The sequence below is a fragment of the Longilinea arvoryzae genome, assembly GCF_001050235.1.
In the GTDB taxonomy this organism is placed as follows: Bacteria; Chloroflexota; Anaerolineae; order Anaerolineales; family Anaerolineaceae; genus Longilinea; species Longilinea arvoryzae.
This window is the reverse complement of sequence record NZ_DF967972.1, coordinates 753,684-777,588: the sequence shown is the minus strand read 5'-3', so window position 1 is coordinate 777,588 and position 23,905 is coordinate 753,684. Positions and strand designations below refer to the sequence as shown.

Sequence of the window (23,905 nt, the reverse complement as noted above, 5' to 3'; positions counted from 1 at the left end):
GTCATTCTCATGGGTTCGCGCGCCGATGAAGCCCACGCCCGCAAGGTGGCCGACGCCGCCGCCGGGCTGGGCCTCGCATCGGTGCTGCGCGTGGGTTCGGCGCACAAGACCCCCGAGCACGTGCTCGCCATCCTGAAGGAATACGAAACCGGCCAGCGGCCCGTGGTTTACGTGACCATTGCCGGGCGCTCCAACGCACTCTCGGGTTTCGTCGACGGCAGCGTGAGCAGTCCGGTAATCGCCTGCCCGCCGCCCTCCGAAACCTTCGGCGGCGCGGACGTGTTCTCCTCGCTGCGCATGCCCTCCGGCGTGGCTCCGGCCGTGGTGCTGGAACCGGCCAATGCCGCCCTGTTGGCCGCCAAGATCTTCGCGCTCGCCGATCCGGCCATGCGCGAACGCATCGCCGCTTTCAAAAGCCAGCAGGCCCGGAAAATTCTCCAGGATGACGGTGAACTGAATGCCTGAATCGCAAGTCCCCATCGACTGGCTGGCCGATGAGCACCCGCAGGAAGAGTGCGGCGTGGTGGGCATTTACGCCCCATCGGAGGACGTGGCCCGCATGGCCTATTTCGGCCTCTACGCCTTGCAGCACCGCGGCCAGGAAGCGGCCGGGATCGCCGTGGCCGACGGGCACGGCATCCGTATGCACAAGGATATCGGCCTGGTCTCGCAGGTTTTCAGTCCAGAGCGCATCGCCACACTGAAGGGCGATTTTGCCATCGGGCACGTGCGCTATTCCACCACCGGATCCTCGTCGCTGCGCAATGCCCAACCCTTTCTCATCGACACCCAGTACGGCCCCATCGCGGTTGCCCACAACGGCAACCTGGTCAATGCGTCCGAGCTGCGCGCCGGGATGCTGCGCAGCGGGGTGGGTTTCTCCTCCAGTTCCGACAGCGAGGTGCTGACCATGATGCTGGCCGGCGCGACGGGGACCACCTGGTTCGAGCGCATCCAGAACACCATGCGCCTCTGGCGGGGAGCTTATTCGCTCGTCATCCTGACCGGCGATCAACTCTATGCCGTGCGCGATCCGTGGGGCATCCGCCCGCTGACGGTGGGCATGCTGCCCACCGGCGGTCACGCCGTGGCCTCCGAATCGGGCGCGCTGCGCTCGCTGGGCTGCCAGGCCATTCGCGAGGTGAAACCCGGCGAGGTCATCATGCTCACCAACACCGCCCTGAGCGTGGGGCAGGCCCTGCCGCCTGCCGAGCGGACCGCGCTGTGCACCTTCGAACACATCTATTTCTCGCGCCCCGATTCGTTCTGGGATGGGCAATCGGTGCACCAGGTGCGCCAACGCCTGGGCATGCACTTGGCCGAGGAGGCCCCGGTTGGCGCAGACGTGGTGGTGCCGGTGCCGGATTCTTCCATCCCGGCCGCCATCGGTTATGCCACCCGCTCCGGTGTGCCTTATAACGACGGCTTCATCAAGAACCGCTACATCGGCCGGACCTTCATCGAACCCACCGATTCGCTGCGCAAGATGGGCGTGATGCTCAAATACAACGTGGTGGTCGAGAATGTGTTGAACCGGCGCGTGGTGTTGATCGACGACAGCATCGTGCGCGGCAACACCACCGGCCCGTTGGTGAAAATGCTGCGCGATGCCGGCGCGAGCGAGGTGCACGTGCGCATCACCTGCCCGCCGATTCGCCACCCGTGCTTCATGGGCGTCGACATGGGCACCTACGATGAACTGGTGGCGCACCATCACACGGTGGAAGAGATTCGCCAGATCAGCGGCGCCGATTCACTGGCCTTCCTATCTCTGGAAGGCATGATGAAGGCCATCGGCCGTTCGGATGGTTATTGCAACGCCTGCTACACCGGCGTTTATCCCTTCGAAGTCAATGCACACACCGCCAAGACCGGTTTCGAGCAGGCGGTGGGAGGGCAAGAGTGACCGAAAAACGACTCAATGTACTGGTGGTTGGCTCCGGCGGCCGCGAACACGCCCTGGCCTGGAAGATCGCCCAAAGTTCGCGCCTGGGGCACCTGGTTTGTGCGCCGGGCAACCCGGGCATGGCCGCGCTGGGTGAAAACATTTCCATTCCCGCGCTGGGGGTGGACGCGCTGAGCGCGCTGGCCCACCGCAAGCAGATCGACCTGGCCGTGATCGGGCCCGAAGCCGCCCTGGAAGCCGGGCTGAGCGACGCCCTGCGCGCCGCCGGCGTGGCCGTCTTCGGCCCGTCCCGGGCCGCGGCGCGCATCGAAACCTCCAAGGCCTTTGCCAAGGATTTCATGGCCCGCCACAACATTCCCACGGCGCGCTACGCGGTCTTTCAGGACTTGCAGGCCGCCCATGCCCACCTGGATCGGGTCGATTACCCGGTGGTTCTCAAAGCCTCCGGCCTGGCCTCCGGGAAGGGCGTGCTGCTGCCCGCCAGCCTGGCCGAAGCCCACGCCGCGTTGGACAGCCTGATGATTCACCTGGCCTACGGCGAAGCCGGGCGCGAAGTGGTCATCGAGGAACGCCTGCAGGGCGAGGAAGTCTCGCTGCTGGCCTTCTGCGACGGACAGACGCTGCGCCCCATGCCCGCCGCGCAGGATCACAAGCGCCTGTTGGACGGCGACCAGGGTCCCAACACGGGCGGCATGGGCGCTTACGCCCCGGCGCCCGCAGCCACGCCCGAGATCATCGAGCGGGCCGTGCGGGAGGTGCTCCAACCGGCCCTGGACGGGCTGCGCGCGGAGGGGCTGCCTTTCTGCGGCGCGCTGTACGCCGGCCTGATGCTCACCGCCGAAGGGCCCAAAGTGCTCGAATTCAACGCCCGCTTCGGCGACCCCGAAACGCAGGTCATTTTGCCGCTGCTGGAGAGCGACCTGTTGGAGGTGCTGGAAGCCTGTGCGCTGGGCAAATTGAACGAGACCGAAGTGCGATGGAAATCCGGCGCAGCCGCCTGCGTGGTGCTGGCCGCGCCCGGCTACCCCGAACACCCCCAGGTCGGGCAGGTCATCCTGGGGCTGGAGAAACCCATCCAAAACGGGGCCGTCTTCCACGCGGGTACGGCGCTGGCCTTCAAGCACACCACCTCCATCGGCGGGCGCGTGCTGGGCGTCACCTGCTGGGCGGAAAATTTACCTTCGGCCGTGCAGTCGGCCTATCAAGCCATCGAGGGCATTCACTTCGACGGCATGCAGTATCGGCACGATATCGCCGCCCGCGCGCTGAAGCCCGCGTCCGTCTCCGCCTACGCCGCCGCCGGCGTCAACATCGACGCCGGAAACCGTGCTGTGGCATTGATGAGCCAGGCCGTGCGTTCCACCTATTCCCCGGCCGTGCTGGCCGGGATTGGCGCGTTCGGCGGGCTGTTCGACGCCGCTGCGCTGGGCGATTTACGCCAGCCCGTGCTGGTCGCCTCCACGGATGGGGTGGGCACCAAGGTCAAGCTGGCCGCGCAGCTCCGGCGCTACGGCAGTATCGGCGCCGATCTGGTCAACCACTGCATCAACGATATTCTCGTCCAGGGCGCGCGCCCGCTCTTCTTCCTGGATTATTTCGCCAGCGCAAGCATCGACCCCGAGATTGTGGCCACGGTGGTCGGTGGGCTGGCGGCTGCCTGCCGCGAAACCGGTGTGGCCCTGCTGGGCGGTGAAACTGCCGAGATGCCGGGCGTCTATCAGCCAACCGAATTCGACCTGGCCGGCACGATCGTGGGCGCATTGGATCGCGAGCGCATGCTGCCGCACCCGGATCTGCACCCCGGCGACGTGTTGATCGGCCTGCGCTCGAGCGGGCCGCACACCAACGGTTATTCGCTCATCCGGCGGGTCTTCTCCGGCGCCGACCTGACGGCTTACGTTCCCGAGTTGAACGGCAGCCTGGGCGACGCGCTGCTGGCGCCGCACCGCTGCTACCTCAACCTGCTGATCGGCCTCATCGAGCAGCCCGATTCGCCCATCCGCGCGCTGGCGCACCTGACCGGCGGCGGCTTCATCGAAAACATCCCGCGCGTGCTGCCGCAGGGCCTGGGCGCGCAGATTCAACGCGGCACCTGGCCGGTGCCGCCGCTCTTCCAGCTCATCCAGCGCCAGGGCCGGATCGAAAGCTCGGAAATGCACCGCGTCTTCAATATGGGCATCGGTATGGTCGCGGTGGTATCGCCGGACCGCGCCGCCGAAGTGCAGTCCGCCCTGCCCGAAGAAACCTGGATCGTCGGCCAACTGGTCGCCGGCGAGCGCAGGGTGGAATTGCTGTGAGCGCCCCGGCCCGTCTGGTGGTTCTCATTTCGGGCAGTGGGACCAACCTGCAGGCCATTTTGGACGCCTGCAAGGAGGGTTCGCTGCACGCCGGGGTGGCGGCGGTGATTTCGAACCGGCGCGAGGCTTATGGGCTGGAACGCGCCCGCCAGGCCGGCGTCCCGGCGCTGGCCGTCCCCAAGCGTAAAGAAGTCGACCGCCGCGATTACGACCGCGCCCTGGCCGATCAGGTGGCTGAATTCGAACCCGATTGGATCGTGCTGGCCGGCTGGCTGCGGCTGCTTTCGATGGAATTTCTGGGGCGCTTCCCGGGGCGCGTGGTCAACATCCACCCGGCGCTGCCCGGCACCTTTCCGGGATTGGATGCCATCGAACGCGCCTATGCAGCCTGGCAGCGCGGCGAGATCGACCACTCCGGCGTGATGGTTCACCTGGTGCCTGACGAAGGCGTCGATGCCGGGCCGGTGCTGGGGCAGGAACGCATCGATTTTCAGCCCGGCGAACCGCTGGAAAGCTTCGAAGCGCGCGTTCACGAGCTGGAACACCGCCTGTACGTTGATACCCTGCGCCGTCTGGTCACGGGTTGACCCGGAATCGTAGCCCCGAAAGTCACGAAAATCACTGGTCGCTTCTTAAAGTTCTGCCCCATTCAATAGAAAGGTAAGAGATCATGCCCAAAGCAATTCTTTCCGTTCACGATAAAACCGGCCTGGTCGAGTTTGCCCGCGGCCTGGCCGGGCTGGGCTGGGAGCTGCTCGCCTCGGGCGGCACAGCCCGCCTGCTGCGCGAAAACGGCCTGACGGTGACCGAGGTCGCCGAATACACCGGTTCGCCCGAAGTGCTCGGCGGGCGCGTCAAGACCCTGCACCCGGCCGTGCACGCCGGCCTGCTGGCCCGCGCAACCGACGCCGACGCGGCCGACCTGAAGGCCAACGGCTGGGATTACATCGACCTGGTGGCCGTCAACCTGTATCCCTTCGAAGCCACCATCGCCAAACCGGATGTGACCCTGGCGGACGCCATCGAGAACATCGACATCGGCGGCGTAACCCTCATCCGGGCCGCGGCCAAGAATCACGAGCGCGTCACCCTGATATGCGACCCGGCGGATTACCCGGCCGTTTTAGGCGCGCTGAAAAACGGCGCCATCCCCGCCGAACTGCGCGCGAAGCTGGCGTTGAAGGGCTTTCAACACACCGCGCACTACGACGCCGCCATCGCCGGCTACCTTTCGAACGGCGCCTACGAAGCGCTGGAGCTCTACCCGGTGCAAAAGCTGCGTTACGGCGAGAACCCGCACCAATCCGCCGACCTGCTGGCCTACCATCCCGGAGGCGGGCCGCTGGGCGGGCGCGTGCTGCAGGGCAAGGAAGTTTCCTACAATAATCTGCTCGACCTGGACGCCGCCTGGCGCGCCGCGGTCAGCTTCGAACGCCCCAACATCACCATCGTCAAACACCTCTCGCCGTGCGGCATCGCCTCGGCGGACCAACTGGCGGAAGCCTTTACGGCTGCCCTGGCCAGCGACCCGGTCTCCGCTTACGGCGGCGTGATCGCCGCCAACCGCGCCGTGGACGGCGCCGCGGCTGCTGAAATGGCCAAACTGTTCGTGGAATGCATCGCCGCGCCCGGCTTCGAACCCGCAGCGCTGGAGATCTTCGCCAAAAAGAAGAACCTGCGCCTGGTCGAAATGCCCGACTTGAAAATCGAACCGCAGTTCGAACTGCGCTCCATCAACTGCGGCGTGCTGCGCCAGGCAGTCGATTTCGGCGACCCGGCGGGCGGTGAATGGAAAGTGGCCTCCAAACGCGCGCCCACGCCCGGGGAGCTCAAGGCGCTGCACTTCGCCTGGAAAGCCTGCCAGTACGTCAAATCCAACGCCATCGTCTTCGCGGTGGGTGAAGCCACGGTAGGCATCGGCGGCGGGCAGCCCAACCGGGTCGACTGCGTGCGCATTGCCGCCCAGCGCGCCGGCGAACGCTCCAAAGGCGCCGTCATGGCCTCGGATGCCTTCTTCCCCTTCCCGGATTCGGTCGAGATCGCGGCCCAGGCCGGCATCACCGCCATCGTCCATCCCGGCGGCTCTATTCGGGATGCCGAAGCCATCGCCGCCGCTGACGCGGCCGGCATGGCCATGCTGTTTACGGGGGTACGGCATTTCCGGCATTGAGGGTAGCCGGTATTGGGTATGCGGTATTCGTGAACCGTGAGGGGTGAACGGGGAAGCCGGTAATCGTTGTATCGGTACTGGGTATCCGTCGAATCAGCATCCGGTAATCGTGGATCGCAAGCGAATTGAATATCAGCAATAAAATCACTGTACTTATGAATAAGTACAGTGATTTTATTAAGTCCAGTTTATCTTTTAAGACTATCTAGGCTAAATTAGGATGACCCAATACCGAATACCGCGTACCCAATACCGGATCACGCTTCACTATTCACGCCTCACCCGCTTATCCTCGGCCAATCCATCAGCACCACTTCCGTCAACAACTGAAGATTGGCATTATTCAGGCGCGCCAGGGATTTTTCAAGCGCGGCGGTCTGCAAGCGGGCAGTCTCCAGGTTGGTCTGTACGGCCACGCTGTTGATGCGTTCCTCGAGGTCCACGTTCACCAGGGCAGCCTGCGCGCCGGCGCTGCGCAGCATCACATCCCGCCAGAAGGTCAGCCAGGTGCGGAAGGCATCGTGCAAATTTTCGCGCAGCACCTCACGGTCGCCGCGGTTTTTCCCCTTACCGGCGCTGATTTTCTCAGCGTAGGCAAAACGGCCGCGGTACGGTTCGCCCAGCAGTTCCCACAAATCGTCCAGCCAGGCGCGGCGCTTCTCCAACAATTCGGGCTGCTGGTGCAATCGCACCGCCGTGCCCAGGCAGCCGCCCGAAAAATGGGCCAGCAGGCGGGCTTCGTCCGACTCCACGCCCCAGCGCGATTGCAGGGCTTTCTCGACCTCGAGCAACGGCTGCGGCCGCAGGCGCAGCACCTCGCAGCGCGAAACGATGGTTGGCAGAAGGTCTTCCGCCGAATCGGCCGTCAGCAATAGAATGGCGTGTTCCGGGGCCTCTTCGAGCGTCTTGAGCAGGGCGTTCTGTGCGTTGGCGTTGGCTTCGTGAAAGCGCAGCAGCAGGGCCACCTTGTAGCGCGATTCATACGGCGCCAGCGCCAGGGTGCGCTGCAGCTCGCGCACCGCGTCGATCTTCAATTCCCCGCCCACCCGTTCGGATTGCAGCACCGCCAGATCGGTGTACTGCATGGCTTCGGTCTGTTTGCAGGCGCGGCAGACGCCACATGGCAGGCCAGGCGCGGGCGGGTTGGCGCAGTTGAGCGCCTGGGCAAAGCGCAGCGCCAGCGTGCGCCGTCCAATGCCAGCCGGCCCGGTGAACAGGTAGGCGTGCCGGGCTTCGCCGGTGGCGATGTGCTCCTGCAGCAGCTTCGCGGCCCACTCGTGGCCGATCACGTCCCATTCCATGCGGGTGATTGTAGCACAGAAGAAGGGATGAGTTGATGGGTGAGGAGTGATGGGTGAGGAGGAAACGGTATTCGTTGATACGGTATTCGGTAAAAAAAGGCGGCGTATTTTGAAAATTACAGAGCCCAGAAAAGATGCAAAAAGGTAATGAGACAGATGGATAATCACTCCTACTTCGGGTATATAGTTATTGAAAATTCAAAGCCTATTTCGGCGATCGATATCCATTTTTGGGGCCAATGATGATTCAGAATGAAAATAGTAAACTGACAAAATCTGATTTTCTACTCTTTTGTGAAGCGCCGCGTCACCTGTGGGCAAAGAAGAATAACAGTATCGAACAGACCCTTTCGGACTTCGACCGGCATTTAATAGATGAAGGCTATGTGGTCGAGTCGCTGGCTCGAGAATATCTCGAATCCGTCTTCCTGCCCGAAAATCCGCGAGCTGACCTAATCTGGCAAAAGACTTTTCGGTCGGGCCCGTTCGAGACCCGGATCGATGTGCTGATCTACTGGCCGGACACCGACAGCTACGACCTTTATGAAATTAAAAGTGCAACCAAACCAGATCGAAAAGACCTTTACGACGTCGCATTCCAGGTTCTGATTCTGAAAGAACAAATCGACCTGAAGCATTCCTATTTGTTGCACCTCAATAAAGAGTACATTCGATCGGAAGAGTTGGATCTCCCCCAGGTTCTGGTCGCGGAGGATGTCACCCAAAAGATCGATGCACTGTTGCCGGAAGTAACCGAACTGCGTAGAATGGCTGTGGTGGCCGCCAACGCGACGGATCCGAATGCTTTACCGCATTGCCTTTCCCCGAGAGATTGCCCTTGTCTGGCAGTATGCCATCCGAATTTACCGGACTTTTCGATTTATGATATCCCTTACCTAAGCCAAAAGAATAAGTCCGAGTTGTTGAGGTTGGGAATTCGGGAGGCAAAGGCGATTCCTGAAACCTTTGGCCTGAATCCCAAACAACGCCTGATTGTCGAGCGGGCCCAAACCAACCGCGAGCGCATCGACCAAAAAACTCTCCGGGGGATACTGGATCATCTTGAGTTCCCCTTGTGGTTCCTGGATTATGAAACCTGTATTCAGGCCGTACCGAGATATGCGGGCTATCACCCGCAGCAGCAGGTCGTCTTTCAATATTCGTTGCATCAGTTGGACGAACTTGAGGGCAACCTGCAACATTCAGGTTATATCTCCATCACAGAAGGCGATCCGTCGAAACCACTTCTGGAACATCTTTCGACCCATCTGGGTCGCCCTGGAACAGTCATCGTGTGGAATAAAACCTTCGAGATGACCCGGAACAAGGAAATGGCCTGCCTCTACCCGGAATTTGCCAGTTTTCTCGAGGATGTAAATGCCCGGATTTATGATATTGGTGAAATCGTCAACCAGGGTATTTATTTGCATCCCGGCTTCAAGGGCAGTTGGTCGATCAAGAACGTTCTACCGATCATGGCGCCGGAATTATCCTATCAGGGCCTGCCGATCCATCAAGGCGACCAAGCGAGCATGGCCTGGTGGAATATCACTTTTAGCGACCTGCAAGAATCGCAGAAAAAGACCCTGGTGGATGAGTTGGAAGAATATTGCGCCCTGGATACACTGGCCATGGTGGAAATATACCGAAAACTAAGATCCCTGGCCTGATCGAAAAATCCTTCCCGGGGGTCCGCGCAGTTTCCCATTTTCCCTGTTCGGCCGAATGGCTCGAATACAGGATGCTTTCTGTTTCGTGAACCCGTCTTTCTAAGACCACGGTTCACCCCATTTACTTCTTACTCATCAACTCTTCACTTCCTCATGGTAAAATCCAGGCTGCGAATTAACCATGTCCTTACTGACCGCTGTCGAGCTTTCCAAATCCTTCGGACCCAACGACCTGTTCACCGGGTTGTCGCTTTCGATTCCACAGCGCGCCCGCATTGGCCTGGTGGGGCCGAACGGCGTCGGCAAGACCACCCTGGTGCGCGTGCTGCTCGGGCTGGAAGAGGCGACCGGCGGCGAAGTGCAGCGCTCGCGCAACCTGCAGATCGGATACCTGCCCCAGGAAGCGGCTCTGGATTCACCCCGCACGCTGTGGGAAGAATGCCTGACGGTCTTCGATGACCTGCGCAAACAGCAGGCCGAACTGCGCCGCCTGGAAGATGTCATGGCCGCCGGACCGGCGAATGATAACCTGCTGGATTCCTACGGCAAGCGCCAGCAGGAATTCGAGCGCCTGGGCGGATACACCTACGAAACGCGCATCCGCCAGACCCTGGCCGGGCTGGGCTTCGAACGGGACGACCTGCGCCGCCCACTGGCGCAGCTTTCGGGCGGACAGCGCACCCGCGCCCTGCTGGCCAAACTGCTGCTCGCCGAACCCGAACTGCTGGTGCTGGATGAACCCACCAACCACCTCGACATCGCCGCGGTCGAATGGCTGGAGAATTACCTGCGTGAATGGAAAGGCGCGGTTTTGATCGTCTCGCACGACCGTTATTTCCTCGATCAGGTGGTTCAGACCATCTGGGAAATGACGCCCGCGCTGGAAGAGTATCACGGCAACTACTCCGCCTACATGCGCCAGCGCGAAGAGCGATACGCGCGCCGCCTGGAAGAATATCAGGCCCAGATCGCCTTCATCGAAAAGGAAGAAGAATACATCCGGCGCAACATCGCCGGCCAGAACACCCGCCAGGCCCAGGGACGCCGCAAGCGCCTGGAACGCCTGCTCGCCGAAGCCCGCCTGACCCCGCCGGTTCAGTCCCGCCGCCTGCACCTGCAGCTCGAACCCGCCGCCCGCTCGGGCGATCTGGTGCTGCGGACCTACGGTTTGAGCGTGGGTTACGTTGATGAGCCCAGCGGGGCGCTGTTCAGCGTGCCGGATTTGACCCTGACGCGCGGCGAGTGCGCCGCCATCATCGGTCCCAACGGCGCCGGCAAGACCACCATGCTCAAGACGCTGCTGGGAGAAATCCCCCCGCTGGCCGGGCAGGTGGAGCTGGGCGCCAGCCTGCAGATCGGCTATTTTGCTCAGGCGCACGAGGGACTGCATTCCGACCAGACCCTGATGTCCGAGATCGAATCGGTTGCGCCGCAGATGCGCCCCGGTGAAGTGCGCGACTACCTGGCCAAATTCCTCTTCACCGGCGATGACGCCTTCAAACCGGTCAGCGCGCTTTCCGGCGGCGAACGCGGCCGCCTGGCGTTGGCTCGCCTGGCGCTGCAAGGCGCCAACCTGCTGCTGCTGGACGAACCCACCAACCACCTCGACCTGGCTGCCCAAGAGGCCCTGCAGTCCATCCTGTCGGCGTTTGGCGGCACCATCCTGCTCGTTTCGCACGACCGCTACCTGATCGACGCGCTGGCGACCCAGGTATGGGAGGTGCTGCCCGAGCCCGGCACGCTGCACCTGTTCGACGGGACTTACAGCGAATACAAGGCCTATCTGGCCGCGCAGCAGGAAGAGGTTGCCCAATCGGTCAGCCTGCCCGCCCGCGCCACGCCAGACCGCCCGGCGGCCGTCGAAGAGCGTTCCCGCCAGCGTTCGGGCCTGAACAACAATGAACGCCGCCGCCAGCAGCAAATGCAGCAGCTCGAACACGATATCGAGGCGACCGAGGCGCAGATTACAGCCCTCGAACGCACCCTCGAAAATCCGCCCGCCGATCCGGGCGAAGTCGCGCGCCTGGGGCAGGAATATCAGCGCCTGCAAACCCAACTGGACGAACGCATGGCCGCCTGGGGCGAATTGGCCGGGGCGTAAACTCCAACCCTCAGCGTCGGTCTTCCCAACCCCGGCGCGTGACCGGTTATCTATTTAATTCCTTCTTCCGTTCGCGATTCTATTTTCGCACGAACACCAGCCAGTCGTAAATCTGAGTGGCGTAGGTGTAATGCGCGTCGATATATGCCTTCAATTCTTCCATGCCGCTGCGGGCCGCCGGGCTGCAACCGCCGCACAGTTCATTCTCCGGGGCGGTGAAGGCCGGCAGGTTGGCGGATGAGACCACCTGCTGGATGATCAAGCGCGGTGGATCGGCGGCCAGCTCGCTCAACAGTTCGGGGAAGCCGCTTTCACCGGTCGGCGTTGGCGTGAGCACGTGCAGCGGGAAAATGTAGCGCGTGGGCGAACGCCGCCCGGTGACGAAATTGAAATCCGGATGCGTCGCCCAGATTAGCACGCTCTCATCGGGCCGGCTGTGCTCCTGGATGTAGCGTTCCAGATCATTGAACGGATAATTCCACAAATCGAAATTTTGGGCGGTGCTGGTCAGGCGGGGAAGATTGACCAGTTCTTTGGCGTTCAATCCCTTCGACCACACGGCCAGCAGCGCCGCCAATGCCAGCGCCAGCCCGATCCGCAGACCATTGTGCAGATGGGCGCTGCGCGGGAATTTCAACCCATCCGGCGCCAACAAAACGGCCGGCCCCGCGGACGCCAGCAACGCCAGCGCCGGCATGATCTCCAGATAGTAGTGCCCGAAGTTCTTGCCCGAAATGCTGATGGACGCCATCTGCAGGGGCAGCGCCAGCACCAACCCGCCCAGCCACCAGGCCGGCAAATTCTCAGGCGCGGAAAGCGAGTGCGCCGGTTTCGATAAAGCGCGCACCAGCCCGTAAATTCCCAGGGATGCCAGCGCCGTCCAGAACAGGCCCGCCAGGGGCTGTATGACAAAGAACTGGCGCAGACTGGCCAGCAGCGTGGCCCGGGACAGGCCGGCCTCGACGTAGCCGACGTTGTGTTGGAGCACGGCAAACCACAGGTCCGAAAGCGCCCCCAACCGCCAGAAAACCAGCGCGACCAGTGCCAGCGGCAGGATCAAGCCGAGCATGAAAACGCCCAGGTGCTTCAGTCCCGGCGTCCATTTGCGTTGAGCAAAATGAAACACCACCACCGTCAAAATGGCCGCCGCGCCCATGCCAAAATAGGTCGGCTTGAGCAGCACGGCCAAGGCGGTCAAAAGTCCCATGCCGGCCGTCCAGCGCAGCCGTCCGCTCGTCAGGCTGGCGTAGAGCGCGCCGGCGGTCAGGCCCAACGGCAGCAGAAGATAGTTTTCGGTCAGGTTGCCGCCGGTATAGTAAAAATGGGTCAGCGCCGTGCCGATGAAAAGCAGCGCGCCGAGGGCCGCCGCGAGCCAGTTGCGCCATACGCGCCGGATGACGGCAAAGACCACCGCGCTGCTGGCTGTGGTCCACAGCAGTTGAAACCACCAGATCGCCCACGGATTCTGTCCGCCGAGCGCGACGATACCGGCATCGATGAGGTAGACCGCCGGGGGCTTGTTATCCCAGCAGTCTCGATAGAGCACATCTCCGGCCAGCATGCGCGCGCCGCAATAGGCGAACACGCCGCTGTCGGTGGTGAGGGGGTTGAAAGCCGGGCTGAAACCCAGGTGAATGATGAAATTGACCGCAAACAGCGCGACCAAAACCGCCGCGGCAATGACCGCCTTCGAGATTTTCGGATGTGAATTCATGGCCATGCCTGGTTTGGATCGCCTGGCGCGGAGATCTGGATGCCGCCCGGGACTAACCTTCGATCCCACTGTGTTCGATGGTCGGGTGGGCCAATTCGTGCACAGCCTGACGTTGTTGGTGCAGCACGAACCACAGCGTGGCAGCGGTGACAACTGCGGAAACCGCCAGGTTGATTCCCATCAGGCGCTGCGTTTCAGGCCGAAGGAAGACCAGGCCCAATTCGACCTGCTCCAGGGTGATCGTGCTCATCAATCTTAATGCGGCTTCGATCACGCTGGCGATGGCCACCCCCAGCAAGGTAAGCCCACCGGCAGCCCACAGCATACCGAATGTGCGCTTGACCATCAACATGTTCATGGCGGCCACGATGGCGAAGAAGAGCCCAAAGGAGGCAATCGCCAGGACCAGCGAGAATTTCCAAATCCCAAAGAAGACGCCCACCAGCGCGGTTACAGCCAGGCCGGCTGAAATCGCCTTGAGGAAGCCAGGGGCGCGCTTATGATATCGCGCCAGATTGGCTTCACCGGCTTTTTCCAACAGCGGCATGCAGGACGAGCACACCAGCAGCGGGGAATGATTGTAAAAGACCAGCTCGCGCGGGTGCACGGCTGATTTGCACTGGCCCCAGTCGCAGTAGGTAAGCGGGAGAGGTTTGGTGTATTTCTTGACCACATTCAGCAGCGTACGAATGTCCTCCGCCGCCTGTTCGGGCGACGTCTTGCGCAGGTCATAAGGCAGCAGGATGGCCACCCCCGCGGATTGGATGGACATTTCCAGGCTGGTACGCTTCAGACGTTTGGCGAGCGCCAGCACCGCCGGGTCGAGTTCGATCTTTCCGCGCAGGGAATTTACATCTTTCTCTTGAGCGAAACGGGTAAAGATGGCGATGCGCGAGCGCATGAATTGGTAGGTCACCGAATAATCCAACACCACCAGGCGGTTGTCGCTGGTGCCGATCAGGCGGTTGCGCCATTCGAGCATGCCATCGGCGCGAGGCGACTCCTTCAAACCGGTCAAACCGGCCAGTTTGCGCCAGAAGACGCGTTGGGTTTCGTATTTTTGCAGGCGGGCAGGCAGCGTTTGCCCGGGGGTGTTCGGGAGCGCCTGGCCATCCAGGAGCAAGGCGGCGCCGCCGGTGTACTTCATCACCTGGGCGCTGTGACCGGCCACCTCGAAGCTCTTTAATGCGGACGTGTCGAAACGGCCCTCGTTCGCCGGGCGGGCATCCACGCCGTCCAATTGAACGCTCCGGATGCCGCGGAACAGATCGATTTCCGCACGGATTGTGTGCGGCTGGTTATCCAGGCTGAATTGCCAGGTATGCTGCGCCATAAGGGCCTCCGGGGGGATTAGCTTTTAGCGGTTAGCGGTTAGCTATTCGCTGCTAGCCAATTCTATCGCAGTTTCCGCTTAATATGCGTAAGGGCGCAATGGAGAATTCGACGACTCCGCAACCTGCTACAGCCAAGTTACTTGCGCGCAGGATGAGGTTGTTGATGATGGTATCGTAAATTGGCGTAAGGGCGCAGCGGGGAATTCGATGATTCCACAGCCGGCTACGGCCAAGCTGCGCCCGCGCCCGGATATGTCCTATGATCGCGCTGCCTTTCTCCGTCCTTCCTGTACAATATCTACATGTCCCATGCGCCGCTCCCTAACCGTCGTTCCATTCGCCTGCCAGGTTACGACTATACCTTCCCGACTGCCTATTTCATCACCATTCTAACCTGGCAGCGCAAGCCAGTCTTGGGCACGGTGATCGATCATGCGATTCAATTGAGCGAAACCGGCACGCTGGCGCAGCGCGAATGGCTTCGGTTGGCGCAGCGTTTCACGCAGCTCGAATTGGACGAATTCGTGGTGATGCCAGATCACGTGCATGGCATTCTTTTGTTGAAGGACGTGAAAAATACACAATACACAGGGGCAAACACACCCGATGGTTCACCCTCACGGCCCCACGTTGTTCCAGGATCGTTGGGCGCGATTGTGCGTGCGTATAAATCGACGGTGGCGAGATTGGTAAATTTCAGTCGCTTCTCGGATGGCGAACCATTCTGGCAGCGTAATTACTTTGAGCGCGTTGTATCCGATGAACGGGATATTGAGCGAATACGGGAGTATATCCGTTCCAATCCACTCAATTGGCCGAAGGAAAGCTAGATTGTCACGGGATTGCTTGAAAAGAAGAACACTGCTGCGAGCACGGGTGCAAGAACGGAACATCTTGAGCAGAAGTGGGGTGGCGCCGGTCACGGGCGCAGCTTGGCATAAACCGATCGCCGCTGAACGTATTCCCCGCTGCGCCCTTACGCCGTGAGAACATCAATGTAATTTGGCATTGGCTGGCGCTGTGACCTATCATCTCCCAGGTCTCCCCATAGGTCGTTGATGAAGGTATTGGAAATATGCGTAAGGGCGCAGCGGGGAATTCGAAGACTCCACAGTCGGCTGCGGCCAAGCTGCGTCCGTGCCCGGATCTACGCTGCGATGGCGCTGTCTTTCCCGTTCCTGATGCCGGATTAATCTACTTCTGACCAATCTCAGACAATCCTTTAACATTCCCGGGTTATTCTATATACAGAAGATTTATTGGCTTTTTGGAGGGAATTATGAATCTTGAAAAATTTACCCAAAAATCCCGCGAAGCTGTGTTTGACGCGCAGCAACTGGCTCGCGATTTGAACCACCAGACCATCGAGCCGGCTCACCTGCTGCTGGCGCTCATCCGCCAGGATGAAGGCGTGGCGCCGGCCATCGTCACCCGCGTGGCCGGCAGCGTGCAGGCCCTGCGCGAAGAATTGGTCAAGGACCTGGACAGCCGCCCAAAAATCACTGGCGCGAGCAGCGAGGTCGGCCTGAGCCAGACCGCGGCCGATGCGCTGGACGCGGCCGAACGCTACGCCAAGGGCATGCAGGACGATTACGTCTCCACCGAGCACATCCTGCTCGGGCTGACCGAATCCATCGAGCGCAAACGCATGGCTTCCTTCGGCTTGACCAAGGACGCCATCCTCAACGCATTGAAAGCCATTCGCGGCTCGCAGCGCGTCACCGGTGAAAACCCGGAGGAGACCTATCAGGCGCTGGAAAAGTACGGCCGCGATCTGACCGCGCTGGCCCGCCAGGGCAAGCTCGACCCGGTCATCGGCCGCGACGAGGAAATTCGGCGCGTGATCCAGATTCTATCGCGCCGCACCAAAAACAACCCGGCCCTGATCGGCGAGCCGGGCGTGGGCAAGACCGCCATCGCCGAAGGCCTCGCCCAGCGCATCGTGCAGGGTGATGTGCCCGAAGGCCTGAAGAAGAAACGTATCATGCAGCTCGACCTGGGCGCGATGGTCGCCGGCGCCAAGTACCGCGGTGAATTCGAGGAACGCCTCAAGGCTGCCTTGAAGGAAATCGTCGATGCCCAGGGCGAGATCATCGTCTTCCTGGATGAAATGCACACCGTGGTCGGCGCGGGCGCGGCCGAGGGCGCCATGGATGCCAGCAACATGCTCAAACCGCTGCTGGCGCGCGGCGAACTGCACCTGATCGGCGCCACGACGCTGGACGAATACCGCAAGCACATCGAAAAAGACGCCGCGCTCGAACGGCGTTTCCAACCCGTGCTGATCGAAGAGCCTTCGGTCGAGGATACCATCAGCATCCTGCGCGGGTTGAAGGAAAAATATGAAGTCCATCACGGCGTGCGCATCACCGACCCGGCGGTCATCGCCGCGGCCACGCTTTCAGCGCGCTACATTCCCGACCGGCGCCTGCCGGATAAGGCCATCGACCTGATCGATGAAGCCGGCGCCCGCCTGCGCACCGAGATCGACTCGAAACCGCTCGAACTGGACGAAGTCGACCGCCAGATCATGCAGCTCGAAATCGAACGCGAGGCCCTCAAGAAGGAAAAAGACAAAGCCTCGAAGGAACGCCTTGAAAAGTTGGAGGGCGAACTCGCTGATCTGAAGGAACGCTCTTCGCAATTGACCGGACGCTGGCAGAACGAGAAACAGGCCATCGCCGCCCTGCGCGAGGTGAAAAGCCAGATCGAGCAGACCCGCCAGGAAATCGAGCGCGCCGAACGCAAATCCGACCTGGAAACGGCCTCCCGGCTGCGCTACGGCACGCTGCGCGACCTGGAAACCCGCCGCACGGAAGCCGAACGCCATCTGAAGGAGCTCCAGGCGGGCGGCCTGCTGCTCAAGGAAGAGGTGGACGCTGAAGAGATCGCCGCCATTGTGTCGCGCTGGACGGGCATCCCCGTTTCGCGTTTGGTGGAAGGCGAGACCCAAAAGCTGCTGCACATGGAAGAGGCTCTGCACCAGCGCGTGGTCGGGCAGGATGAAGCGGTTCAGGTGGTTTCCAACGCGGTGCGCCGCGCGCGCGCCGGGTTGCAGGACCCCAACCGCCCGATCGGTTCGTTCATCTTCCTGGGGCCCACCGGCGTGGGCAAGACCGAGCTGGCCCGCGCCCTGGCGGAATTCCTCTTCGACGACGAGCACGCCATGATCCGCATCGACATGAGCGAGTACCAGGAAAAGCATACCGTCAGCCGTCTGATCGGCGCGCCGCCTGGCTATGTGGGCTATGACGAAGGCGGCCAGCTCACCGAAGCCGTCCGCCGCCGACCCTACAGCGTGGTGCTGTTCGATGAAATCGAAAAGGCCCACAGCGAGGTCTTCAACGTGCTGCTGCAGGTGCTGGACGACGGCCGCCTGACCGACGGCCAGGGCCGCACGGTCGACTTCCGCAACACGGTCATCATCATGACCTCCAACCTGGGCAACCAGTTGTGGGAAGGCGGGCACACCGTCTCGCGGGATGAGATCACGCGTGTGCTGCAAACCCAGTTCCGGCCCGAATTTCTCAACCGGATCGACGAAATCGTCATTTTCCACCCGCTGGGCCGCGAGCACCTCAACGGCATCGTCAACATCCAACTGCGGCGCGTGTCCAAACTGCTGGCCGACCGCGGGTATACGTTGCAGGTCAGCGAAGCCGCCCGCGAGTACCTGGCCGATGTGGGCTACAACCCCGATTTCGGCGCCCGGCCGCTCAAACGCGCCATCCAGCGCGAGCTGCAGGACCCGTTGGCCATGAAGGTGTTGGGCGGCGAGTTCCGCGAAGGCGACACCATCCTGGTCGACCGCGGCAAGGAAGGCCTGACCTTCCAGATCGCCGTGCAGGGAGAAGTGGTGGAGTAAAATAACAGTCCCGAATGGCCGCAATGGCCGTTCGGGACTGTTTCATCACACGGGGAAGGGATGGGTAGTGGACAGCCAGAGCCATTCCATCCACCCGGCCCTTCCCTGCATTCGTAATTAATACCGTTTCGCCTTGACCGCGTACTGATCCACCATCTCCCGGAACCGCCTCCACTCGCTCTCTTCCTTGAAGAACTGGCGCGGCAGCAGCGACATGCCCTGATCCCCGGTAATCAGCAACACCATGTCATCGGAGAGATATTTCCGCCGAAAGCTATCCCATGGCTTCAACCGATCATTATAGGTGATGCCTTCATCCGAAATACTGCCGGATTTCACTTTTTGAACCGAAGGCTTTTTCCACAGGCGTTTGGCCGTTGCCGTGATGCCGATGTAGGGCGTGATGAGATAGACCGTCAGCAGGCCGCCGAAGAAAAGCGCCAGCCGGAAGCGATTGCTATCGATTTCATCGAACTGTCCGTCCTGCATGCCGTGGTTATAAACCAGGAAAACGACCACCGCGGCGACGATAAAAGCGGCGATGCGCAGGATGGTGCTTTTTCGGGAGGGGGTAATCACCATCTTGATGGCGCGGATATATTGTTCTTCTTTATACTGGCCTTCGAATTCGATATTCATGCGGAGTCCTTGTGGGTTAAGTGGTATTCGTTGATTCGGTATTCGTTGATTCGTGAAGAGTGATGAGTGATGAGTGAAGCGTGAACCGAAAACGCCAACCGCTAAAAGCTAACCGCTAACAGCTAACCGCTACCTCGGTGGTCCCTGGCGGATGCGTTTGCGCAGCGTCTCGACCATGGGGTTGGCAATGGGATCCTTGGGCATGTTCCAGTTCGCCTCGATCCACCAGGTGGCGCCGGCGTCCACCCAGGGCAGCACTTTTTCGGCGGCCGCACCGGGATCGTCGCCCGGCGTGTTGCCCTCGACCACGATGTCGAAATGCCCGGAATTCTCGCGATGCGCGGCGGCGTAAGCCGCAATCTCGTGAACATGCTCGGGCGTCAGGGTCAGAATCTCATGGCCGGCCCCCATGACAACCGGAAGGATGCCATCGTATTTCAGGGCGCGTTCGAGCGATTTTTCGCGCGGCCAGGCGCCCACCACCCATACCGGTATGCGCGGTTTCTGCAGAGGCGGCGGCGGTGGGTAGAACTCGGTGGGTTCGACCTGGTAATGCCGGCCTGAATAGCGGAAAGGCTGCCCCTGCCACAACCCGGTCATGACTTCCAGGCTTTCATCCAGCAGTTCAGCGCGCGTCTTGCGGTCGGTCGGCTCGCCAAAGCTGGCGAAACCGGTATCGGCGGCGCCCAGCCCAACCGAAAGGATCACCCGCCCGCCGGATAGCCGGTCGAGCGTTGCGGTTTCGCTGGCAACCTTCCAGGGCTTGCGAATGGGCAGCGGGGTCAGCATGGTCCCCAGGCGAATTTTGCTCGTCACCATGGCGGCGGCGGTCAACTGCACCCAGGCATCGATGCCCCAGATCGGCTCCCAGACGAAGAAACCGTCCCAGCCGGCCTCCTCGGCCTCGTGAGCCAGTTCGGCCGCTTCGCGCGCCTCGCCGTATGAAAAGACAAAGCCGTATTTCATGGCGTCCTCAATTCACCCAACGGTTGGTGGATCTCGATCAAATTACCGGCCGGGAGGGTCGATGGAAGCTGATTCGGTGGCCTGCCGTGGGCCTGCAAATCGCGGACAGCGGCGCCCGCGTCTCCCCGGAAAATCTTGAATGCGATTCCATCGCGCCGGAAGCGGAAGCATTCCGCATCTTCGGCCCCGGCAAACGGACAGGGTCCGTCGAATATCCGCGCGAGACCTCTTTTGGCAGATATGATTGTAGCATAGAGCCAAAAAGCGTCAAAGTTATGAACATCAGTACGCGGTCGACCATACAGCAGGTATCATTCCCGGTCAAAATCGTCGTAAAATCTTGGTATGCCTGCCATGAACCTGAATCAATGGTTGTTGATTGCCATTATCGTTTTGCCGTTGCTGCTCGTGATCCTCAACCGGCTGCGCATCGACCTGGCAGCGCTGAGCATGGCCGTGGCCCTGGGCGCGCTGCAACTGCTCGGACTGGGCATGCTCGGACCGGCGCACACGCCCGCCGGCGCCATCCAGGCCATCTCCGGCCTGAGCCAACCGGTGGTCATCACGCTCATCTCGCTGTTCATCCTCACCCGCGGCCTTGAAAAAAGCGGCCTCACGGCGTGGCTGGCGCACCAGATCGTGCGCATCAGCAATCACCACGAAAGCCGCCTGATCGCCCTCTTCGCCGCGCTCACCGCGCTGCTTTCGCTTTTCATGAACAACCTGGCGGCCGGCGCCCTGGTGCTGCCCAGCGCCATGGAGGCCTCCCGCAAGACCGGCATCCGCCCCAGCAAGCTGCTCATTCCGGTGGCTTACGGCAGCCTGCTGGGTGGGGCGGCCACCTATTTCACCACGGCCAACATTATCATGAGCGACCTGCTGCGCATCGCCAACCCGCCCCAGCAGCCGCTCGGCATTCTCGATTTCACCCCCACCGGTGGCCTGATCGCCGCGGCGGGCATTCTCTTTCTGGCTGTGTTTGGCAGCCGCCTGCTGCCCGACCGCGAACCCTCCGCCCCGCAAAGCGCCCCACGCCTGACCGGCAGCGAACTGGAGGCGCTCTATCAAATTGGCGAGCGCCTGTGGGAAGCCAGGGTGCTGCCGGGGTCCGCATTCGCCAACCGGCCGTTGTATGAAAGCAGCATCGGCGGACGCTTCGGCGTGGCCGTGGCCGCCGTGCGCGGGGGCGCCGACAGTCCGCGCGAGCCAACCGCCAATCCGCTCATCCGGCCCGGAAATATCCTTTACCTGATCGGGCGGGAAGAAAGAATCGCCCCTTTGAATGAGATGGGGTTGGAAATCACGCCTCTGGCAGGTGATACCTCGGTGCTGCGCGGCATCTCATATCTCGAGATCATGCTCGCCCCGCATTCGCGCCTGGAGGGCCAGACGCTCAAGCAGCTCGACTTCCGCCAGCAGTTCGGCGTGCCGGTGATCGCACTCAAGCGCCTGACGCGCTCCTATCGAACCGACGTCGGCGATATTCCACTCCAGATGGGCGATTCGTTGCTGGCCGTGGGCCGTCTGCGCGAGGCACCGGCCTTGCAGCGCAGCCCCGACCTGATCGTTCTCCAGCCGGATCCGGCCGGCCAACCCGTCGACCGGCGCCAGGCCGGGTTGACCCTGCTGCTCATCGCGGCCGCGGTGGGGATTTCGTTGGCCGGCGCGCCCATTTACCTGGTCATGCTGGCCGCCGCCGTGCTGGCTTTGCTGCTCAGAATTCTGCCCCCCGAAGAGGCTTACCAGTCCGTCGAATGGCCGGCGGTGTTCCTCATCGCCGGCATGTATGCCGTCAGCCTGGCCATGGTGCAGACCGGCCTGGCCGAACTGCTTGGACAGCGCATGCTCGAACTGGTCACACCGTTTGGACCGCTGGGCGTGGCCGCCGGAGCCTATCTGCTCACGGCGTTGCTCACCCAGTTCATGGGCGGCCAGGTGAGTGCGCTGGTCACCGGGCCCATCACCATCAGCGCGGCCATCAGCATGGGCGCCAACCCGCAGGCTGTGGCTGTGGCAACCGCCATCGGGTGTTCGGCGTCGTTCCTGACGCCCATGGCTCACCCGGTCAACATCCTGATGATCGCGCCCGCCAATTACAAGTTCAGCGATTTCTTCCGCATCGGCTGGCCGCTGACCCTGATCAGCTTCGCCGGATTATTGGCCGGATTGGCGTTGTTCTGGGGGTTGTAGAGAAAACGCATCCACGAGCTTCACGCAGTTCCGGCCCGCGGATTTGGCCTGATAAAGCGCACCGTCCACCCGCTGGACGATCGAATCCACCGTATCTCCGGCATAACCGGCCACCACGCCGAAACTGGCGGTCACAATCCCCACCTCGGGAATATTCAGGTCGCACAGGCTGCCGCGGATCCTTTCGGCGACCACGCCTGCCTGTTCTACGGTCGTTTCGGCGGTGAGCAGCATGAACTCGTCGCCTCCCCAACGGGCCAGCGTGTCCATTTTACGGATCTTCCGGATCATCTCGGAGGTGATCTTTTTCAACGCCACGTCCCCGCGGTCATGGCCAAGCCGGTCATTGATGGTTTTGAAGTGATCGATATCGGCCATGATCACCGAAAACGGATTTCCCGCCCGACGATTGCGATCGATTTCCGCCTCAAGCCTCTGGATGAAATAGCGACGGTTATAGGCCTCGGTCAGATTATCCGTGATCGACAGGTTGAGCAGCTTTTCTTCCAACTGCTTTCTTTCGCTGATGTCATCGATGATGATCTGCGCGCCTACCGCAGCCCCCTGACTGATTTGCGGTTTGGTGTAAACCTTCAACCAGACCTGCCTGTTCCATTTGGATTTGTAGCTCAATTCGAAGGAACTGGCGGTATTCTTTTGCAAACACTCGGCCAGGTTGCGTGAAAAACCGTGTTTGATCAATAACGGGAAGGTCAGCAGATTGATCTTCCGGGTTTCCTCGCTGCCGGGCGAACCCAGAATATCCAGCGCTCTCTGGTTTACGAACGTGATATTGCCTTCCAGGTCGCAGGCCAGGATACCGATGGGGGCATTCTCAGCCAGATCCAGGTATTTTTGGCGGCTGCTTTCGAGTTCCCGCTTGGATTGATTTTGTTGGCTGATATCGCGGACGATTCCGATGGCATGCCAGGAATTCTGGATTTTCAGAGCCGAAAGCGAAAGCGCGACCTCCACTTCCCGGCCGTCTTTCTTCTTTGCCGTCACCTCGATAATATTTCCAACCAAAACCCCTCCCCCGGAAGCCTGAAATTCCCTGAAAGCCCTTCCATAGACCTCTGCCGTCCATCCTTCGACGGTGATCAGATTGTGGAGTTCTTTTCCGAGAATCTCCTCGCGGGAAAAGCCAAACAAATCCTCCGCTGCACGATTCCAATACGTGACATTGCCGCTCCCATCCAGCATGATGACGGCATCCTGGGCCGCATCCATCACGGCATTCAACGTCATTTCTTTCTCGCGCAAACAGTCTTCGAGGCCTTCCACCTTCGAAAGGTCGTTGATCAGCGCCAGGCAATGTTTTTCTCCGTTATACCCAAAAAGCTGGATATTCACCTCGCCCGGATACAAACTGCCATCCTGGCGGCGGATGTAGGTGTCGATGACCACCTGTTCCTGATCTCCGCGGACCAACGGCTGAAGAAGGCTCTCGAAAGTTTCCAGGATGAATTCCGGCACAAGATCGGCCACGGTCATGCGTTTCAATTGTTCGTCTATATAGCCCAGGTTCTGCCTGGCGGCGCGGTTGATCGCTTCGAAGGCCAGGGTCGTCGGGTGAAAAATATACAACTCCTGCAGGTAGCTGTCGAAGAACTGTTCGAACAGCCTGCCGTTATCGTCCGCGATGGCCATTCCCATGCCAACTTCGGTGTGATCGACCCACGCACGCATCATCCAATCCAACCTCTAAATTAAAATTGCCATCCTGTAGTCGTAAATTTTAAAGCATTCGCC

The 23,905-nt window shown here is 61.2% G+C and carries 16 protein-coding genes; 10 read left to right on the top strand and 6 right to left on the bottom strand.

Going from position 1 to position 23,905, the window contains the following annotated elements; genetic code table 11:
- The first annotated feature begins 9 nt into the window (after positions 1-9).
- The 5 genes from LARV_RS03470 (at position 10) to purH (ending at position 6,373) form a co-directional block, all read left to right on the top strand.
- Positions 10-465 carry an AIR carboxylase family protein gene (locus LARV_RS03470; protein WP_075075094.1) on the top strand — a complete coding sequence of 152 codons (456 nt, stop codon included), beginning with the start codon at positions 10-12 and terminating at the stop codon, positions 463-465.
- Positions 458-1,906, top strand: coding sequence for an amidophosphoribosyltransferase (gene purF, locus LARV_RS03465; protein WP_075072329.1), 1,449 nt, complete (start codon positions 458-460; stop codon positions 1,904-1,906). Before LARV_RS03470 ends, purF begins: the two co-directional genes overlap by 8 nt.
- Positions 1,903-4,203 carry a phosphoribosylamine--glycine ligase gene (purD, locus tag LARV_RS03460; RefSeq protein ID WP_075072328.1) on the top strand — a complete coding sequence of 767 codons (2,301 nt, stop codon included), beginning with the start codon at positions 1,903-1,905 and terminating at the stop codon, positions 4,201-4,203. The genes purF and purD overlap by 4 nt, the downstream gene beginning before the upstream one ends.
- Entirely contained in the window at positions 4,200-4,790 is a 591-nt protein-coding gene (purN, locus tag LARV_RS03455) for a phosphoribosylglycinamide formyltransferase (RefSeq protein WP_075072327.1), read from the top strand. The genes purD and purN overlap by 4 nt, the downstream gene beginning before the upstream one ends.
- Before the next feature lie 83 nt (positions 4,791-4,873).
- On the top strand, positions 4,874-6,373 hold the full coding sequence (gene purH / locus LARV_RS03450) for a bifunctional phosphoribosylaminoimidazolecarboxamide formyltransferase/IMP cyclohydrolase (RefSeq protein WP_075072326.1): 1,500 nt from the start codon (positions 4,874-4,876) through the stop codon (positions 6,371-6,373).
- A 278-nt stretch (positions 6,374-6,651) separates the two neighbouring features.
- Here purH and LARV_RS03445 read toward each other — a convergent pair whose 3' ends face one another.
- Entirely contained in the window at positions 6,652-7,674 is a 1,023-nt protein-coding gene (locus LARV_RS03445; RefSeq protein ID WP_075072325.1) for a DNA polymerase III subunit, read from the bottom strand.
- Positions 7,675-7,916: 242 nt separating this feature from the next.
- On the opposite strand from LARV_RS03445, the gene LARV_RS03440 reads away from it, so the two are divergent.
- Both LARV_RS03440 and LARV_RS03435 read left to right on the top strand, forming a co-directional pair.
- Positions 7,917-9,344 carry a DUF2779 domain-containing protein gene (locus tag LARV_RS03440; RefSeq protein ID WP_075072324.1) on the top strand — a complete coding sequence of 476 codons (1,428 nt, stop codon included), beginning with the start codon at positions 7,917-7,919 and terminating at the stop codon, positions 9,342-9,344.
- Between the two features lie 181 nt (positions 9,345-9,525).
- Complete coding sequence (locus LARV_RS03435) at positions 9,526-11,445, top strand: ABC-F family ATP-binding cassette domain-containing protein (protein ID WP_075072323.1); 1,920 nt, start codon at positions 9,526-9,528, stop codon at positions 11,443-11,445.
- A gap of 79 nt (positions 11,446-11,524) precedes the next feature.
- Here LARV_RS03435 and LARV_RS03430 read toward each other — a convergent pair whose 3' ends face one another.
- Positions 11,525-13,159, bottom strand: coding sequence for an ArnT family glycosyltransferase (locus LARV_RS03430; RefSeq protein ID WP_236709920.1), 1,635 nt, complete (start codon positions 13,157-13,159; stop codon positions 11,525-11,527).
- Between the two features lie 52 nt (positions 13,160-13,211).
- A complete protein-coding gene (locus tag LARV_RS03425) occupies positions 13,212-14,492 on the bottom strand; it encodes a hypothetical protein (protein ID WP_075072321.1) in 1,281 nt (426 codons plus the stop codon).
- A 303-nt stretch (positions 14,493-14,795) separates the two neighbouring features.
- Between LARV_RS03425 and LARV_RS03420 the strand changes: the two genes are divergently transcribed.
- Together LARV_RS03420 and clpB are read left to right on the top strand one after the other, a co-directional pair.
- Entirely contained in the window at positions 14,796-15,323 is a 528-nt protein-coding gene (locus LARV_RS03420; protein WP_075072320.1) for a transposase, read from the top strand.
- 449 nt (positions 15,324-15,772) lie between these two features.
- Positions 15,773-18,358, top strand: coding sequence for an ATP-dependent chaperone ClpB (gene clpB, locus LARV_RS03415; RefSeq protein ID WP_075072319.1), 2,586 nt, complete (start codon positions 15,773-15,775; stop codon positions 18,356-18,358).
- 117 nt (positions 18,359-18,475) lie between these two features.
- Here clpB and LARV_RS03410 read toward each other — a convergent pair whose 3' ends face one another.
- Both LARV_RS03410 and LARV_RS03405 read right to left on the bottom strand, forming a co-directional pair.
- Complete coding sequence (locus LARV_RS03410) at positions 18,476-18,997, bottom strand: YcxB family protein (RefSeq protein ID WP_075072318.1); 522 nt, start codon at positions 18,995-18,997, stop codon at positions 18,476-18,478.
- 129 nt (positions 18,998-19,126) lie between these two features.
- Positions 19,127-19,963 (bottom strand): LLM class flavin-dependent oxidoreductase, encoded by an 837-nt coding sequence (locus LARV_RS03405; RefSeq protein ID WP_075072317.1) that lies wholly within the window; start codon positions 19,961-19,963, stop codon positions 19,127-19,129.
- Between the two features lie 354 nt (positions 19,964-20,317).
- On the opposite strand from LARV_RS03405, the gene LARV_RS03400 reads away from it, so the two are divergent.
- Complete coding sequence (locus tag LARV_RS03400) at positions 20,318-22,153, top strand: SLC13 family permease (protein WP_236709919.1); 1,836 nt, start codon at positions 20,318-20,320, stop codon at positions 22,151-22,153.
- On the opposite strand, the gene LARV_RS03395 is transcribed toward LARV_RS03400, so the two are convergent.
- On the bottom strand, positions 22,118-23,845 hold the full coding sequence (locus LARV_RS03395; RefSeq protein WP_083522295.1) for a sensor domain-containing diguanylate cyclase: 1,728 nt from the start codon (positions 23,843-23,845) through the stop codon (positions 22,118-22,120). The two genes, LARV_RS03400 and LARV_RS03395, sit on opposite strands and share 36 nt — an antisense overlap.
- Positions 23,846-23,905: the final 60 nt, after the last annotated feature.